At 67.3% G+C, this 13,354-nt stretch carries 11 protein-coding genes; 9 read left to right on the top strand and 2 right to left on the bottom strand.

Features of this window, described 5'->3' with window-relative positions:
• Positions 1-52 precede the first annotated feature (52 nt).
• The 6 genes from ugpB (at position 53) to ASF16_RS00195 (ending at position 8,271) form a co-directional block, all read left to right on the top strand.
• A complete protein-coding gene (gene ugpB, locus ASF16_RS00220; RefSeq protein ID WP_056161302.1) occupies positions 53-1,372 on the top strand; it encodes a sn-glycerol-3-phosphate ABC transporter substrate-binding protein UgpB in 1,320 nt (439 codons plus the stop codon).
• A 225-nt stretch (positions 1,373-1,597) separates the two neighbouring features.
• Positions 1,598-2,479 carry a sn-glycerol-3-phosphate ABC transporter permease UgpA gene (gene ugpA, locus ASF16_RS00215; protein WP_056161301.1) on the top strand — a complete coding sequence of 294 codons (882 nt, stop codon included), beginning with the start codon at positions 1,598-1,600 and terminating at the stop codon, positions 2,477-2,479.
• Positions 2,480-2,628: 149 nt separating this feature from the next.
• Entirely contained in the window at positions 2,629-3,480 is an 852-nt protein-coding gene (gene ugpE, locus ASF16_RS00210; protein WP_056161299.1) for a sn-glycerol-3-phosphate ABC transporter permease UgpE, read from the top strand.
• A 61-nt stretch (positions 3,481-3,541) separates the two neighbouring features.
• On the top strand, positions 3,542-4,549 hold the full coding sequence (locus tag ASF16_RS00205; protein ID WP_056161297.1) for a sn-glycerol-3-phosphate import ATP-binding protein UgpC: 1,008 nt from the start codon (positions 3,542-3,544) through the stop codon (positions 4,547-4,549).
• A gap of 182 nt (positions 4,550-4,731) precedes the next feature.
• On the top strand, positions 4,732-5,472 hold the full coding sequence (gene ugpQ / locus ASF16_RS00200) for a glycerophosphodiester phosphodiesterase (RefSeq protein ID WP_056161295.1): 741 nt from the start codon (positions 4,732-4,734) through the stop codon (positions 5,470-5,472).
• Between the two features lie 309 nt (positions 5,473-5,781).
• On the top strand, positions 5,782-8,271 hold the full coding sequence (locus ASF16_RS00195) for a DUF3772 domain-containing protein (protein ID WP_056162440.1): 2,490 nt from the start codon (positions 5,782-5,784) through the stop codon (positions 8,269-8,271).
• A 346-nt stretch (positions 8,272-8,617) separates the two neighbouring features.
• Here ASF16_RS00195 and ASF16_RS00190 read toward each other — a convergent pair whose 3' ends face one another.
• A complete protein-coding gene (locus ASF16_RS00190; RefSeq protein WP_056161293.1) occupies positions 8,618-9,586 on the bottom strand; it encodes a tripartite tricarboxylate transporter substrate binding protein in 969 nt (322 codons plus the stop codon).
• A gap of 158 nt (positions 9,587-9,744) precedes the next feature.
• On the opposite strand from ASF16_RS00190, the gene ASF16_RS00185 reads away from it, so the two are divergent.
• Positions 9,745-10,383, top strand: coding sequence for a LysE family translocator (locus ASF16_RS00185; RefSeq protein ID WP_056161290.1), 639 nt, complete (start codon positions 9,745-9,747; stop codon positions 10,381-10,383).
• A gap of 22 nt (positions 10,384-10,405) precedes the next feature.
• On the opposite strand, the gene ASF16_RS00180 is transcribed toward ASF16_RS00185, so the two are convergent.
• Positions 10,406-10,681 (bottom strand): hypothetical protein, encoded by a 276-nt coding sequence (locus ASF16_RS00180; RefSeq protein ID WP_056161288.1) that lies wholly within the window; start codon positions 10,679-10,681, stop codon positions 10,406-10,408.
• A gap of 72 nt (positions 10,682-10,753) precedes the next feature.
• Between ASF16_RS00180 and hemA the strand changes: the two genes are divergently transcribed.
• Together hemA and prfA are read left to right on the top strand one after the other, a co-directional pair.
• The gene (hemA, locus tag ASF16_RS00175) at positions 10,754-12,079 is read left to right on the top strand and encodes a glutamyl-tRNA reductase (protein ID WP_056161285.1); all 1,326 of its coding nucleotides are present in this window, start codon (positions 10,754-10,756) and stop codon (positions 12,077-12,079) included.
• 117 nt (positions 12,080-12,196) lie between these two features.
• On the top strand, positions 12,197-13,309 hold the full coding sequence (gene prfA, locus ASF16_RS00170; protein WP_056161283.1) for a peptide chain release factor 1: 1,113 nt from the start codon (positions 12,197-12,199) through the stop codon (positions 13,307-13,309).
• Positions 13,310-13,354 lie beyond the last annotated feature (45 nt).

The raw sequence follows: 13,354 nt of genomic DNA, 5'->3' as shown, positions 1-13,354 counted from the left end.
GGTGCATAGCATTCGGCCCTTGTGTTTTTCGTCATTCTCAGAGGATATATTCATGCAAACGAAGCATCTGGCGGTCTGCGCTGCCATCGCCATGTCGGCGTGCCTGCCTGCACAGGCCCAGGCTCAGGCCCCGGTCGAGATTCAGTGGTGGCATTCGATGAGCGCAGCGCTCGGTGACTGGGTCAACGACCTGGCCAAGCAGTACAACGCCAGCCAGACCAAGTACAAGGTCGTGCCCACCTACAAAGGCACGTACGACGAATCCATGACAGGTGCCGTGGCCGCATTCCGTGCCGGCAACGCACCCCACATCATCCAGGTGTTCGAAGTGGGCACCGCTACCATGATGTCCAGCAAGGGCGCCATCGTGCCCGCCGCCAAGGTGCTGAACGACGGCGGCTTCAAGTTCGACCCCACCCAGTACGTGTCGGCAGTGGCCGGCTACTACACCGCGCCCAATGGCCAGATGCTGAGCTACCCGCTCAACAGCTCCACCACGATCTTCTACTACAACAAGGACGCCTTCAAGAAGGCTGGCCTGGACCCTGAAAAGGCCCCCAAGACCTGGCCTGAAGTCTTCGCTGCCGCCACAAAGCTCAAGGCCAGCGGCCACAGCTGCCCGTTCACCACCAGCTGGATCAGCTGGACGCAACTCGAGAGCTTCTCGCTGTGGCACAACACGCTGTTCGCGTCCAAGAACAACGGCTTCGACGGCAACGACGCCAAGCTGGAAATCAACACCCCGCTGCACGTTCGCCACTTCGAGAACCTGGCCAAGGCCTCCAAGGACGGCAGCTTCGTCTACAAGGGCCGCGGCAACGCGCCTGACGCGTCCTTCCCATCGGGCGAGTGCGCCATGATCACCGGCTCGTCGGGCCTGTACGCCCGCGTCGCCAAGGAAGCCAAGTTCGCCTACGGCATCGCAGCCCTGCCCTACTACGACGATGTGAAGGGCGCGCCCCAGAACACCGCCATCGGTGGTGCCAGCCTGTGGGTGATGTCCGGCAAGAAGGCCGAGGAATACAAGGGCGTCGCCGACTTCCTGAACTTCCTGAACGACACCAAGGTGCAAGCCGCCAGCCACCAGCGCACGGGCTACCTGCCCGTGACCACGGCGGCGTACAAGCTGACCGAGGCATCGGGCTTCTATGAAAAGAACCCCGGCACCGACGTTGCCGTGACGCAGATGATCCGCAAGGCCACCGACAAGTCGCGCGGCATCCGCCTGGGCAACTTCGTGCAGATCCGCACCATCATCGACGAGGAAACCGAACAGATCTGGTCGGGCAAGAAGTCGCCCAAGGAAGCGCTGGACACGGCCGTGACCCGTGGCAACGAGCAACTGGCCCGCTTCGCGCGCGCCAACAAGTAAGTCAGCGTTGTAAGTCAGCGTTCATCGAGCGCATGCTGATGCCCTCCGGCCCCTGTGGCCGGGGTGGCATCGAAAGCCCGCCGCCCCTGCCAACCCAAGCGGTTTGCCGGGCGGCGGGTTGTCTTTTTTGCCGGCAGGGCTTCCCGCGGCAAGAATCTGCCCGGTAACAGGGCAGCCCCCCAAGAGCGGCGGTGGAGCGCGGGGGGAATTTTTAAGAGTCTGGACATGGAAAAACGCGTTCTTTTTCGCTCCGCATGGCTGCCCTGGGTGCTCATAGCACCCCAGCTGGCCATCATCAGCGTCTTCTTCTTCTGGCCAGCCGGCCAGGCCCTGGTGCAATCGTTCCAGATGCAGGACAGCTTCGGCATGTCCACGGAATGGGTGGGCTTCGACAACTTCAAGAACCTGTTCGAAGACCCGGGCTACCTCGCATCGTTCAAGACCACGGCGTTCTTCTCGATCCTGGTGGCGGTGGTGGGCATCGGCCTGTCGCTGATGCTGGCGATCTTTGCCGACCGCATCATCAAGGGCGCGCTCGTCTACAAGACGGCGCTGCTGCTGCCCTACGCCGTGGCACCCGCCGTGGCCGGCGTGCTGTGGATGTTCATGTTCTCGCCCTCGCTGGGCGTGGTGGCGTACATGCTGCGCCAGTCGGGGTTCAACTGGAACCACATGCTCAACTCCGACCACGCGATGTCGCTGATCGTGATCGCCGCGGTGTGGAAGCAGATCTCCTACAACTTCCTGTTCTTCCTGGCAGGCTTGCAGTCCATCCCCAAGTCGCTGATCGAGGCGGCTTCGATTGATGGTGCCGGCCCGTGGCGCCGGTTCTGGAGCATCCAGTTCCCGCTGCTGTCGCCCACCACGTTCTTCCTGCTGGTGATCAACGTGGTGTATGCCTTCTTCGACACCTTCGCCATCGTGGATTCGACCACGCAGGGCGGCCCGGGGCGCGACACCGCGATCCTGGTCTACAAGGTGTACCACGACGGCTTCAAGGCCATGGACATGGGCGGCTCGGCCGCGCAGTCGGTGGTGCTGATGGTCATCGTCGTCGTGCTGACAGTCATCCAATTCCGCTACGTCGAGAAGAAAGTGCAGTACTAGATGACTCCCCCCCGAAGCGCCTTTGGCGCCTCCCCCTCGAGGGGGCGCCTCCAGCGGCCCGGCAAAGCCGGTTCCGCGGTGGCACGCGCATTGGCGCCCCTTGATTCACGCATGTCTTCTTCATCGCCCCTCTCTCCTGGAGCCCTCGCATGGTAGAGCGCAGTCCTTATCTCACCGCGTTCTCGCACCTCATCATGGTGCTGGGCGTGATCATCGTCGGCTTCCCGCTGTACCTGGCGTTCGTCGCCTCCACCCACACCGCGCAGGACATCGTGCAGGTGCCCATGCCCATGGTGCCCGGCGGCAACTTCTGGCAGACCTACCACGACGCCCTGTTCGGCGGCGGCTCTGGCGCAGGCTCCACGGCCCCGGTGGCCCGCATGATGTGGGTGAGCTTCGTCACCGCCATGGTCATCACCGTGGGCAAGATCGCGATCTCGCTGCTGTCGGCGTTCGCCATCGTGTACTTCCGCTTCCCGTTCAAGGGCATCTGCTTCTGGCTCATCTTCATCACGCTGATGCTGCCGGTGGAAGTGCGCATCGGCCCCACGTACCAAGTGGTGTCGGACCTGGGCATGCTCAACAGCTATGCGGGCCTGACGGTGCCGCTGATCGCGTCGGCCACGGCCACGTTCCTGTTCCGGCAGTTCTTCCTCACGGTGCCCGACGAGCTGGTCGAGGCCGCCCGCGTGGACGGCGCAGGCCCCATGCGCTTCTTCAAGGACATCCTGGTGCCGCTGTCGCGCACGTCCATCGCTGCGCTGTTCGTGATCCAGTTCATCTACGGCTGGAACCAGTACCTGTGGCCGCTGCTCGTGACCACATCCGAAGACATGTACCCCGTGGTGATCGGCATCAAGCGCATGCTCGCCGGCGGCGACGCGGGCAACGAGTGGAACATCGTGATGGCCACCGCTCTTTTGGCCATGCTGCCCCCGGCCTTCGTGGTCGTGGTGATGCAGCGCTGGTTCGTCAAGGGCCTCGTGGACACCGAAAAGTAAAGACAAAACAGCCCCTACCGCTTCATACATCTGCGCTAGCAGCTACCAATTCAATAGCAAAATGGCATCCATATCCCTTCGCAACATCGTCAAGCGCTACGGCACCGGCCCCAAGGCCAACCAGGTCATCCACGGCGTGAACGCCGAGGTCAAGGACGGTGAATTCATCGTGATCGTCGGCCCCTCGGGCTGCGGCAAGTCCACCCTGCTGCGCATGGTCGCGGGCCTGGAAGAAATCTCCGGCGGCGAGCTGCGCATCGGCGACCGCGTCGTGAACGACCTGGAACCCGCCCAGCGCGACATCGCGATGGTGTTCCAGAACTACGCGCTGTACCCGCACATGACGAACTTCGAGAACATGGCCTATGGCCTGAAGATCGCCAAGGTGCCCAAGGAAGAGATCAAGGCGCGCGTGGACAAGGCCGCCAAGATTCTGGAGCTGGGCCACCTGCTCGAGCGCAAGCCGCGCGAGCTGTCGGGCGGCCAGCGCCAGCGCGTGGCCATGGGCCGTGCCATCGTGCGCCAGCCCCAGGTGTTCCTGTTCGACGAGCCGCTGTCCAACCTGGACGCCAAGCTGCGCGCCCAGACCCGCCTCGAAATCCAAAAGCTGCACCGCGAGCTCGGTATCACCAGCCTGTTCGTGACCCACGATCAGGTCGAGGCCATGACCCTGGCCGAGCGCATGATCGTGATGAACGCCGGCAACATGGAGCAGTTCGGCACGCCCGAAGAGGTCTACCACACGCCCGCCTCCACCTTCGTGGCCAGCTTCATCGGCTCGCCGCCGATGAACCTGCTCAAGAACGCGCCCAGCGCCGCGCCCGGCACCATCCTGGGCATCCGCCCCGAGCACCTGGACGTGCGCAGCGACGGCTGGGAGATCAAGGTCGAGACCGTGGAACTGCTGGGCGCTGAACGCCTGATCTACGGCCGCATCAACGGCGAGCAGATCATCGTGCGGGTGGAAGAAGGCACGCACTCGCCCGCCCCGGATTCGCTGATCTACGTGCAGCCCCGCGCCGACCGCCTGCACGCGTTCGACGCCACCACCGGAAAACGCATTCCGTGATGCGCTCCTGAGCGGCTGCGCGGCCTGCCTTGTGGCCGCGCAGACGTTCAGCCGCCCTTTCCTTTTTGCGGCCCATGGGGTTGCCGCAAGGGAAGCGCCCCAAGTCCCGGCGCCCGCGCAAGGCTCCGCACCAGCGCGCCGCGCACCGCCAATCGCCACGTCCACCACCCGCCCCTACGACGATGACCACCCCCTGGCCCTACCCCCGCTGGATCGCCCACCGCGGCGCCGGCAAGCTGGCACCCGAGAACACGCTGGCGGCCTTCCGCCTGGGCGCGCAGCACGGCTACCGCATGTTCGAGTGCGATGCCAAGCTCAGCGCCGACGGCGTGCCGTTCCTCATGCACGACGCCACGCTGGAGCGCACCACCAATGGCCACGGCACCGGTGGCGACCTGCCGTGGAGTGCACTGGCCCAGCTCGATGCGGGCGGCTGGCATTCACGCGCTCACGCCGGCGAGCCGCTGCCCACGCTGGAGAACCTGGCCCGCTACTGCATCGCCAACGGCTATTTCCTCAATATCGAGATCAAGCCCACGCCCGGGCTCGAAGAAAAAACCGGGCAGGTGGTCGGCGAACTGTCGGCCCGCCTCTGGCAGGGCCAGGCCGTGCAGCCGCTGTTCTCGTCCTTCAAGCCCGACGCCCTGGCCGGCGCCCGCGCCACCGCGCCGCACATCCCGCGCGCCCTGCTGCTCGACACGCTGTGGGACGGCTGCTTCGACGTGGCCCGTGACCTGGGCTGCGTGGCCATCGTGTGCAACCACGCGCTGTGGGACCACGCCCTCGTGGCCCAGGTAAAGGGCTCTGGCCTGCGCACGCTGAGCTACACCGTCAACGACGACTGGGCCGCGCAGCGCCTGATCGACCTGGGCACCGACGGCATCATCACCGACCGGGTGGATTTGTTCAGCCCGGCGGGCTGATCGCTTTTCCCGTTCGGCGCGACGGTGTGGCCGGGCCCGCTGCGGCCCTGGCCCACGGGCAGCTTTGGCGGCGGCCTACAGTTTGTTAACCCCGCTGCACCGCCTGCCGCCGACAATCGGCGGATGCCACTGCTTTTCCTGCGCCGTGCCGCTGCGGCCACCCTTCGCCCGCGCGCTGCCGCTGCCACCACCCAACAACCCACCGCGACAATGACGGCGGCCACCGAGCCTGCGCGGCCGCACGGGGAGTTACCCGCCCACCAACGCCGGGCCGCTGTCTGGCGCTGGTGCCTGCCCCGCCTGATCGCCATGCTGTGCCTGGCGGGCGCGATGGGCACTGCCGCCACCACCGCCAACGCGCAGGGACAGACCAAAGCCGCCCCCGCGGCCGCCACCACCGCCAGCAAACCGGCCGCTGCAGAGGTACCGCTGCCCACGGTGGACGAGCTGCGCCGGCAGCTCGACGCCATACCGCAAAAGCTGGGCGAAGAGGACGACGGGCGCAAGCTGCTGTCCGACGTCAACGCCATCGGCAAGGCGGCGGAGCAACTGACCACCCGCCGCACCGAAGAGCTGGCCGACATCGACTCGCGCCTGTCGGGCCTGGGCCCCGCGCCCGAGAAAGGCGCCACGCCCGACGCCCCGGACGTGGCCGAGCAGCGCGCCAGCCTGGGCAAGCAGCGCGCGGTGGTGGACGGCGATCTCAAGCTCGCGCGCCTCATCAGCGTGGATGCCGAGCAGCGCGGCACCGAACTGCTGCGCCAGCGGCGCGAGCAGTTCCAGGCCGCCCTCACCACACGCACCGATTCGCCACTGGGCAGCACCTTCTGGCGCGCACTGCGCAACGCGGCACCAGGCGACCTCGCCCGGCTGCAGCTGCTGGGCAACGACCTGCGCGACGCGACCGCCGTGGCCCTGGCCCCGGAGCACCGCTCGGTCTTCTGGCTGAGCCTCATCGGCGCCGTGCTGCTGGCCGTGGCCGGCACCTGGCTGGCCGAGCGCGTGCTGGTGCGCCTGGCGCCCGCGCGGCTGCCGGCGGGGCGGCTGCGCCGCTCGCTGCTGGCCTCCACCTCGGTGCTGGTCTATGTGCTCATCATCGGCATGGCGGCCCAGCTGGCCTGGACGGGGCTGGAGGTGGACGGCAACTTCAACGACCGCCTGCGGGCGCTGGCACAGGCCACCGTGCGGCAGGCGGTGTTCGCGGCCTTCATCGTCGGGCTGGGGCATGCGCTGCTGGCGCGCAAGCGCAGCTCCTGGCGCCTGCCGGGCCTGTCGGACGAGCTGGCGCGGCGGCTGAGCCCCTACCCCTGGTCGGTGGCCATCGTGGCATCGGCCAGCGGCGTGGTGAACGAGGTCAACGGCATCGTGGGCGCGAGCCTGGCGGCCGAGGTCACCGTGCACGCGGCCACGGCCCTGCTGCTCTCGGCCATCGTGGCCCTGGCGCTGCGCCACCTGCGCGCCAGCCCCGGCGGGCCTGTGGCGGCGGATGCAGCGCAGCAGGACGCCAGCCACGCGGCCGACGGCGCAGCCCCTCCTGCCGATGCGCCCCCCCGCCCGATCTGGGTCGGCCTCTTGGTGGCTGCGGCGGGCGTGGCCACGCTGGCCACGGTGCTGCTGGTGGTGTTCGGCTATGTCGCGCTGGCCGGCACGCTCACGCGGCAGATGCTGTGGACGGGCGTGGTGTTCGCCACCACCTACCTCTTGTTCCAGCTGGCGGACGACGTGTGCGAGGCCGTGCTGTCGTCCAAGGGCGGCTTCGGCGAGCGGCTGCACAAGGGCCTGGGGCTCGATGCCAAGCTGCTCGACCAAGCCTCCGTGCTGGTGTCGGGCGTGCTGCGCGTGGCGCTGTTCTTCTACATGGTGATCGCGCTCATGGCGCCGTTCGGCACCGGGTTCGATGAGGTCTTTCGCCGGGGCAGCACCGTGGACCACAGCCTCAAGGTGGGCGACATCACGCTGGCGCCGCAGGCGCTGCTGACCGCGCTGGCCGTGGTGGTGGCGGGGCTGCTGATGATCCGCGTGCTCAAGCGCTGGCTGAGCGACCGCTACTTTCCCAACACCTCGCTCGAGCCGGGCATGCGCAGCTCCATCGTCACGCTGCTGGGCTACGTGGGCGGCGTGCTGGTGATCGCGGTGGCGCTGGCGGGCCTGGGCATCAGCGTGGAGCGCATCGCGTGGGTGGCCAGCGCGCTGTCGGTGGGCATCGGCTTCGGACTGCAGGCCATCGTGCAGAACTTCATCTCGGGCCTGATCCTGCTGGCCGAGCGCCCGGTGAAGGTAGGCGACTGGGTGGTGCTGGGCGAGACCGAAGGCGACGTGCGCCGCGTGAACGTGCGCGCCACCGAGATCCAGCTGGGCGACCGCTCCACCGTCATCGTGCCCAACTCGGAGTTCATCACCAAGACCGTGCGCAACATGACGCTGGCCGGCGCGCCGGGCCGGGTGCTGCTGCGCCTGCCCGCCCCGCTGGACACGGACGCCGCGCGCATGCGCGACCTGATCCTCAAAGCCTTTGAAGAGCACGAGGGCGTGCTGGACAACCCCGAGCCCATCGTGCAGCTCGAAGGCATCCTGAACGGCACGCTGACCTTTCTGGCCATCGGCTATGTGAGCAACCCGCGCAACGCGGGCGGCGTGCGCAGCGATCTGCTGTTCACCATCCTCGCCGCGCTGCGCGACGCAGGGCTGGCGCTGTCGCCACCGGCCACGACGGCGGTGGCGCCGTATGCGCCGGTGGCGGCTGCAGGCCCGTTGTCGACGGTCAGCGTGCCGCAGCCGCAGCAGGGTGCGCCGGGGTAGTTGCTACATTATTCATAGCTATTTGCGCTTGCTGGATGCGCGGTAGACGGCTTTTTTCATCAACATCACACGCTGGCGGGGCTGGGTTTGCTGAGGCCTGGCGCTGCGCTTCGACAGGCTCAGCGTGAACGGGTGGTGGGTGATGGGATGGTTGAGAGGTTGGGTTGGGTGGTAGCCGCGCACAGCCTCCAGACCTGACTGCCAACACGCCAGCCCACCAACCTTCTCACCCACCGTTCGGGCTGAGCTTGTCGAAGCCTTGCGCGGCGCTTCGACAGGCTCAGCGTGGACGGATGGGGATGGGGATGGGGATGCGCATGCGGACGCACGACCCCACGGCCTCTGCCTAATCCAGCTTCGCCCCGGACTTCTTCACCGCATCCGCCCAGCGCGGCATTTCACTCGCCAGGAACTTCGCAAAGTCCTCCGAGCCCAGAAATGCCGGGTCGGCGCCCTGGCTCACCATGCGGTTCTTCACGTCCGGCGACTGCATCACCTGGCCGAACGCGTCGCTGAGCTTGGCCACCACGTCCTTGGGCGTACCGGCCGGGGCCAGGAAGCCGTAGAAGCCCACGACCTCGAAGCCCTTGATGCCGCTTTCGATCACGGTGGGCACCTCGGGCAGCGCGGGGTTGCGCTCGCGGCTGGTCACGGCCAGGGCGCGCACCTTGCCCTGCTTGTGGTACGAGGCGGCCTGCGGAATGCTCTCGGCCATGAACTGCACCTGACCGCCGATCAGGTCGGTGAACGCCGGTGCGCTGCCGCGGTACGGGATGTGCACCATGAAGAGGCCCGTGGCGGTCTTGAACATCTCGGGCACCAGGTGGCTGATGCCGCCATTGCCCGCCGAGCCGAAGTTGACCTGCCCCGGGCGCGACTTGGCGTACGCCATGAACTCCTGCAGGTTCTTGGCAGGCACGTTGGTGTTGACCAGCAGCGCCAGCGGCTGCATGGCGGTGCGCGCGATGGGCGTGAAGTCCTTGAGCGTGGCGTACGGCAGGCGGCTGTACAGCGCCGGGTTGATCACCATCACGCCGGTGTTGGCCAGCATGAGCGTGTGGCCGTCCGGCGGGGCCTTCATCACGTCCTGCGCGCCCACCGTGCCGCCCGCGCCGGCCTTGTAGTCGACCAGCACCGGCTGGCCCAGCACGGCCTGCAGCTTGTCGGTGAGCAACCGCGCGTGCTGGTCGAGGGGCCCCCCGGCCGGAAAGCCCACCACGATGCGGATCGGCTTGGACGGGAAGCCCTGGGCCAGGGCGGCTGCGGACGACAAAAAGGCCAGGGCGGCGACAGCCAGGCAGGTGCGCAGGCGCATGCGAAGATCTCCTTATTGGGGTTGCTGAACAGAAAGCTTGCAGCTTAGGCTGGCTTTCAGGGGCTGGCACGGGGTGTTACCCGCAAGCGACCCGTTGCAAGGGCTGCCCGCTCGTCCCCAAAAACCGCTCTGTCCGCAGCCACTGAAACACCCTCACCATGACCTTCGCCCACTGGCTCCTGTTTTGCGGCGTCTCGCTGCTGATGTGTTTTACGCCCGGCCCGGCCGTGCTGCTGGCGGTATCGAACTCGGTCGACGTCGGGCCACGGCGGACGGTGTTCAGCTCACTGGGCAGCGTGATCGGGATCTTCGCCGTGTCGGGGCTGGCGATGATCGGCATGGGGACCATTCTCAGCATGTCGGCGGATGCGTTCCTGGTCATGAAAGTGGTCGGTGCGATGTACCTGATCTGGCTGGGTATCAAGCGCTGGCGCAGCAAGGACCCGCTGATCGGCAACGATGCAGGCATGGCGCCTGTGGAGCGGCGAGAGCGCAAGAACTGGCAACTGCTGGCACAAGGCCTGGGCGTGTCGCTGACCAACCCCAAGGCCATCCTGTTCTTCTCGGCCCTGTTTCCGCAGTTCATCGTGCCCGGCGAGCCGCTGTGGATGCAGTACCTGCTGCTGACCACAACTTTCGCCGTCTGGGCGCTGGTCTCGCACGCGTTCTACGTGGCGCTGATCGCGCTGGTGAAGGGCCACGTCGTGGCGCACGCCAAGCTGTTCAACCGCATCGTGGGCGCAACCTTCATCGCACTGGGCCTGGGACTGCTGCAGACACGGCACAAGCTGGGCTGACCGCGCCTCCTGGCGAGCGCCCTTAGCGCCAGCCGCGCAGCAGCACCCACTGCGTGGTCGCGCAACCCACCACCAGCGCGGCATAGGTCAGCATTTTTCCGTCGCGGCCCCACACCAGCAGGCCGCCGCCCAGCACCACGAGGCCGACCACAAAAACAACAGCGACTTGGCGCCAACCGGCCATGGCCGCCGTCCCCTTGGCACCGAACAGGCGGCCGCACAGCACCAGCAGCAGGGCCACGGCAGCGGCCGGGGCCATGAAGTTGAGCGTGTGGTTGAAGATGTCGAGGGGACCCATGGAATTGACCCAAATCAAGGCTTTGGCAAGCAAGGCTGCTTACACCAGCCAACAATTTTATAATTGGCGGCTATGGCAGTCTGGGCCCTCGGGATCAACCACACCACCGCGCCCCTCGACCTGCGCGGCCGGTTCGCGTTCGCGCTCGATCAGATCGAGCCCACGCTGCAGGGCCTGCGCCAGTCGCTGGGCGGCACGAGCCGCCATCCGGGGGTGGAGACCGCCATCATCTCCACCTGCAACCGCACCGAAATTTACTGCGCCGCCCCCACCTCCACGCCCGGCCCGGCGCTGGACCACACGCTGGGCTGGCTGGCGCAAAGCGGCGGCGTGAGCCCCGCGCTGCTGCGATCGCACTCCTACACCCTGGAAGACAGCCTGGTCGCGCGCCATGCCTTCCGCGTGGCCAGCGGGCTCGACTCGATGGTGCTGGGCGAGGCGCAGATCCTGGGCCAGATGAAGGACGCCGTGCGCGCCGCCGAAACCGCCGGCGCCCTGGGCACCACGCTCAACCAGCTGTTCCAGCGCAGCTTTGCCGTGGCCAAGGAGGTGCGCACCAGCACCGAGATCGGCGCGCACAGCATCAGCATGGCGGCCGCTTCGGTGCGGCTGGCCAGCCAGCTGTTCGAAGACCTCGGCAAGATCCGCGTGCTGTTCGTCGGCGCGGGCGAAATGATCGAGCTGTGCGCCACGCACTTCGCAGCCAAGAACCCCAAGCAGATCGCAATTGCCAACCGCACGCTCGAGCGCGGTGAGAAGCTGGCCACCCGCTTCGGCGGCGAGGTGATGCGCCTGGCCGACCTGCCTGAGCGCCTGCACGAGTTCGACGCCGTCATCAGCTGCACAGCCAGCAGCCTGCCCATCATCGGCCTGGGCGCCGTGGAGCGTGCCCTCAAAAAGCGCCGCCACCGCCCCATGTTCATGGTCGACCTGGCCGTGCCGCGCGACATCGAGCCCGAGGTCAAGGCGCTGGGCGACGTGTACCTGTACACCGTGGACGACCTGGCCAGCGTGGTGCAGACGGCGCAGGCCAACCGCCAGGCCGCCGTGGCCCAGGCCGAAGCCATCATCGACGCGGGCGTGCAGAGCTTCATGCACTGGATGGAGCTGCGCAGCCCCGTGGGCGAGGCCGGTGGCGTGGTGCCGCTGATCCAGCAGCTCAACGCCCAGACCGACGAGTGGCGCGCGCTGGAAATTGCCCGCGCCAAGAAGCTGCTGGCCAAGGGCGAGGACGTGGACGCCGTGCTGGAGGCGCTATCGCGCGGCCTCACGCAAAAGATGCTGCACGGCACCCTGGCCGAGCTGCGGGCGGGTGACGCCGAGGTGCGCGCCCAGACGGCCCAGACCGTCTCGCGCCTGTTCCTGCGCTCGCAAGCCAAGCCGCCGCACGGGTTGTAGCGGCGCTCGCCCGCTGCACAGCCCGCCCCGATTGCAAGTCCAATCGGCCCTCAGCGCTTGATAGACAAGCGCCAGCAGCTACAAAATCAGTAGCAAACCCATTTTTACCTTCCTCGCATGAAACCCTTTCTCCGAAGCCAGCTGGAGCGCTACGCGCAGCGCCTGGGCGAACTCGACTTCCTGCTCTCGCGCGAGGACATCATGAGCGACATGGCGCAGTACCGCACCATTTCGCGCGAGCATGCCGAAGTCACGCAGATCGCCGGCCGCTACGCCCGCTACCAGCAGCGCGAGGCCGACCTGGCCGGCGCGCGCGAGATGCTGGCCGACCCCGACATGGCCGAGATGGCGCAGGAAGAAATCACCAGCGCCGAGGCCGAGCTGCTGCAGCTTGAAGACGAACTGCAGCGCCTGCTGCTGCCCAAGGACCCGGACGATGCGCGCAACGCGTTCGTCGAAATCCGCGCGGGCACGGGCGGCGACGAATCGGCCCTGTTCGCGGGCGACCTGACGCGCATGTACACCCGCTACGCCACCACCGTGGGCTGGAAGGTGGAGGTCGTGAGCGAGAACGCGTCCGAGCTGGGCGGCTACAAGGAAATCGTGCTCCGCGTGGAGGGCGCGCCCGGCACGGGCCCTTCCGGCAGCGGTGTGTACGGCGCGCTGAAATTCGAGTCCGGCGGCCACCGCGTGCAGCGCGTGCCCGCCACCGAAACGCAGGGCCGCATCCACACCAGCGCCTGCACCGTGGCCGTGATGCCCGAGCCCGACGAGCACGAGGCCATCAAGATCAACCCGGCGGACCTGCGCATCGACACCTTCCGTGCATCGGGCGCGGGCGGCCAGCACATCAACAAGACCGATTCGGCCGTGCGTGTGGTGCACTTGCCCACCGGCATCGTGGCCGAGTGCCAGGACGGCCGCAGCCAGCACGCCAACAAGGCCAAGGCGCTGCAGGTGCTGCAGGCGCGGATTCAAGAAAAGGACCGCAGCGAGCGCGCCGCCAAGGAGGCCGCGCTGCGCAAGGGCCTGATCGGCAGCGGCGACCGCAGCGACCGCATCCGCACATACAACTTTCCGCAAGGGCGGCTGACGGACCACCGCATCAACCTCACGCTGTACAAGCTGCTGTACGTGATGGAAGGCGACCTGGCCGACGTGCTGCAGGCCCTGGCCCATGCGCGCGAGGCCGAGCAACTGGAAGAGCTGGAGATGGGAACGGCGGCCTGAGCTGCCAACCCCGCAGGCACACCCCGCAGCACAGGGCTAAAGCAT

The sequence above is a fragment of the Acidovorax sp. Leaf78 genome, assembly GCF_001422735.1.
Taxonomy (GTDB): domain Bacteria; phylum Pseudomonadota; class Gammaproteobacteria; order Burkholderiales; family Burkholderiaceae_C; genus Acidovorax.
The sequence above is the reverse complement of the archived record's forward strand: the minus strand, read 5'-3'. Positions and strand labels throughout refer to the sequence as shown.

Bases quoted from the DNA above. Each gene is read 5' to 3' on its own strand.
- ugpB (WP_056161302.1), top strand. From the start codon at position 53: ATGCAAACGAAGCATCTGGCGGTCTGCGCTGCCATCGCCATGTCGGCG.
- ASF16_RS00195 (WP_056162440.1), top strand. From the start codon at position 5,782: ATGCTGTGCCTGGCGGGCGCGATGGGCACTGCCGCCACCACCGCCAAC.
- hemA (WP_056161285.1), top strand. From the start codon at position 10,754: ATGGCAGTCTGGGCCCTCGGGATCAACCACACCACCGCGCCCCTCGAC.
- ugpQ (WP_056161295.1), top strand. From the start codon at position 4,732: ATGACCACCCCCTGGCCCTACCCCCGCTGGATCGCCCACCGCGGCGCC.
- prfA (WP_056161283.1), top strand. From the start codon at position 12,197: ATGAAACCCTTTCTCCGAAGCCAGCTGGAGCGCTACGCGCAGCGCCTG.
- ASF16_RS00185 (WP_056161290.1), top strand. From the start codon at position 9,745: ATGACCTTCGCCCACTGGCTCCTGTTTTGCGGCGTCTCGCTGCTGATG.
- ugpA (WP_056161301.1), top strand. From the start codon at position 1,598: ATGGAAAAACGCGTTCTTTTTCGCTCCGCATGGCTGCCCTGGGTGCTC.
- ASF16_RS00205 (WP_056161297.1), top strand. From the start codon at position 3,542: ATGGCATCCATATCCCTTCGCAACATCGTCAAGCGCTACGGCACCGGC.
- ugpE (WP_056161299.1), top strand. From the start codon at position 2,629: ATGGTAGAGCGCAGTCCTTATCTCACCGCGTTCTCGCACCTCATCATG.
- ASF16_RS00190 (WP_056161293.1), bottom strand. From the start codon at position 9,586: ATGCGCCTGCGCACCTGCCTGGCTGTCGCCGCCCTGGCCTTTTTGTCG.
- ASF16_RS00180 (WP_056161288.1), bottom strand. From the start codon at position 10,681: ATGGGTCCCCTCGACATCTTCAACCACACGCTCAACTTCATGGCCCCG.